Here is a 3,098-nt window from a genome sequence, read left to right as displayed (position 1 = left end):
GTCCAGGACTATCTGGAATACATGCTGCAGGCCTCGATCGTTGCCGAAGCGAAGAAGAATCTCGGCTTCCACCAGGCAATTCTCGGCGACATCCGGCAAGGCATCTCGGGCGGCGCGCTGAACGAGGCCGACCGGCAACAGGCCGAGGAACGGCTGTTCGCCGCCAAGGCGCGCATGCAGGAGGCGACCGAGGAACTGGAAGCGGCCAAGATCCGCTTCTTCAAAACCGTCGGAAAGCCACTGACCAGCCCTTCGAGGCCCGGCGATGTTTCGGCCGCACTCCCGCGCTCGCTCGACGACGCGATAGGGTTGGCGCGGGAAAGCAATCCGCGCGTACACATGGCCAACAGCGACATCGACGCGGCGGCCTCCCTCGTGGACGCTGCGCGGGCAAAATTTGGCCCCTCCATCATCGCTGAAGGTCGGGCCCGGGCAGGAACCGACATTGACGGCGACGATGGCGACACCACCGACCTGCAGGCGCGCGTGGTCCTGCGCTGGAACCTCTACCGCGGTGGCATCGACAAGGCCAACGAGCAGGAGCAGATCCGCCGCACCAGTGAACAGCGTCTCGCGCTGCATCAGGTCCAGCGCGAAATCGAGGAAGCCGTTCGCACCTCATGGGATCGCCGTTTCCGGCAAGCCGATCTGGCAAAGACCCTGAGGCAACAAGCCGCTGCCAATGAGAAGCTGGTTGCTTCCTATCGCGAGCAGTTCAAGGTCGGACAGCGCTCGCTGCTCGACGTGCTCGACGCGCAGAATACACGGTTCAACACGGCAACACTGGCGGATACCGCGTCCTACGCATCGCTGTTTGCCCAGTACCGGCTCCTGGCCGCGACCGGACAGTTGCTGAAAACGATGAATCTCGAGCCGGCAAAGCAAGCGACGGCCTATGCACGCACCGAGTTCGCAGCACCGGAAACCGCGGACACAGAAACCTATGCGCGGACGCCATCGGAGCAGAAGAACGACCTGCCATTCGATATTCTCGCTCCGGTGAGGAAGAAATAGGACAGCACAAGGTCCAGCGAGCGTCCTGACGGGCAGATCGTGAACCAGCAACCCAACATCCTCTCCCCGAAGGAGGCGTTCAAGGCCTGCTTCTCGGCCGTTGCCGGATATCTCGGCAGGCCGAGCGCGGAGACCGTGCTGTTTGCCGGCGTGCCGCTCTCGGACACGCGAATTGCGGCCGACGACATCAGGCACCTTGCCGAACGCATCGGCCTGGAAGTCACCGAGTTCAATCATCGCGATTTTCTCAGGGGGCGTATCGACCTGCCGGCCATCGTCTTTCGCGTCAGCCAATTGCCCGTCGCCCTGCTGGCTCTAGGCGAAGGCGATGCGTATATCACCGCGCCCCAGGAAGACGGCCGCACCACGATCGGCCGGTTGGAACTGGCCGCCAGCTACATCAGCGGCGGCGCTTCCTTTTCGATCACCTATGCCAATGCCGCCGAGACCATGTCGGTCGGCTCGGCGGCCAGGATCGAGCGAAGACATTGGCTTACGGGGACGATGGGCGCTTTCTGGCGCACCTACTCGAAAGTCGTCCTGGCGGCGGTGTTCATCAATCTGCTGGCCATAGCCTCGCCGATCTTCACCATGAACGTCTACGACAGGATCCTGCCGAACAAGGCAATATCGACACTGTGGGTCCTGGCTCTCGGCATCGGTGCGGTCATCCTGTTCGACCTGCTTTTGAAGACGGCAAGGGCTTCCCTCATCGACTATGCCGGCCGCAAGGCGGATCTGCGGATATCCTATCTGCTGTTCGAAAAAGTGCTGAACTCGTCGCTTTCGGCGCGCCCCGGCTCGACCGGTGAATACGCAAACAGGATCACGCAATATGAATTCGTCAGGGAGTTCTTCACCTCCAACACCATAAGCGTGTTCATCGACACGGCATTCGTCTTCGTCTTTCTCCTTGTGATCTATGCAATAGGCGGCTGGCTGGTGATCATACCGGCGCTGGCCTTCGTGATGTCCGTCATCGTCGGCCTGGTCACCCAGCGCCGCATCGGCAAGCGCGTCGCCGCCTCGATGAACGAAGCATCGCAGCGCCAGGCCCTGCTGGTCGAATCCATCTCGACGCTGGAGACCATCAAGTCGCTGCGCGCCGAGGCGTATCTGCTGCGGAAATGGGGAGAGCACTCCAAGAACGCCGCCAACACGTCCGAGAAAATCAAGCAGCTTTCGGCGGCGGCGGGCAACATCACCCAGTCCATACAGCAGCTGGTGACCGTCGCCCTGGTCGTGGCCGGCGCCTATGCCTTCTCGGAAGGGCATGTTTCGACAGGAGCAATCATAGGAACGGTGATGCTGGCGAGCAGGGCCGTGGCGCCGCTCGGCCAGATCGCCATAACGTTGTCCCGGTTCCGCCAGGCCATGCTCTCGCTGAGGATGGTGAATTCGATCATGGCTCAACCGGAAGACCGGCCCGACACGGTGGGCTTCGTCAACCGCCCCATCCGCAAGGGCGCGATGGTGTTCAGGAATGTCGGGTTTGTCTATCCAGGCTCGGAAAACGAAGTTTTGACCGGCCTGAATTTCTCGGTCAAGCCGGGTGAGCGGATCGGCATCATCGGCCGCATAGGATCGGGAAAGACGACGATGGGTCGGCTGGTCGGCCGGCTCTTCCTGCCGACTTCCGGTGAGTTGCTGCTGGATGGGATCGACATTCGCCAGTATCACCCGTCCGAGGTTCGCGCCGCGGTCGGCATCGTTGCGCAGGCCGGCGACCTGTTCTCGGGCACCATCAAGGAAAACCTCCTGATGGCATGCCCCGAGGCTACAGACGAACAGATCATCGAAGCGGCAAAGGCGGCCGGCGTCGACGATTTCGTCTCACGCCACCCGCGCGGCTACGACATGAATGTCGGCGAGCGCGGCACCAATCTTTCGGGCGGCCAAAGGCAGACGGTGGCGATCGCGCGCCTGCTGCTGACCAAACCGAAAATCGTCTTTCTGGACGAGCCGTCGGGCTCGATGGATCTTGCTTCCGAACGCCAGTTGATCAAGCAGCTCAAAGTCGCCTTTGACCGCGACACCACGCTGATCGTCTCCACACATCGGTTCAGCATGCTTGAACTGGCCGA

At 61.8% G+C, this 3,098-nt stretch carries 2 protein-coding genes; both read left to right on the top strand.

Annotation, left to right across the window (positions count from 1 at the left end):
* The coding region (locus tag EN991_RS29440) for a TolC family protein (RefSeq protein ID WP_127370064.1) at positions 1-1,014 on the top strand (1,014 nt) is incomplete at its 5' end.
* 39 nt (positions 1,015-1,053) lie between these two features.
* Positions 1,054-3,098, top strand: a 2,045-nt coding sequence (locus EN991_RS29435; RefSeq protein WP_127370063.1) for a type I secretion system permease/ATPase, incomplete at its 3' end; no start/stop codon positions are given.

Source organism: Mesorhizobium sp. M7A.F.Ca.US.005.03.2.1 (genome assembly GCF_003997795.1).
Classification (GTDB): Bacteria; Pseudomonadota; Alphaproteobacteria; order Rhizobiales; family Rhizobiaceae; genus Mesorhizobium; species Mesorhizobium ciceri.
The sequence above is the reverse complement of the archived record's forward strand: the minus strand, read 5'-3'. Positions and strand labels throughout refer to the sequence as shown.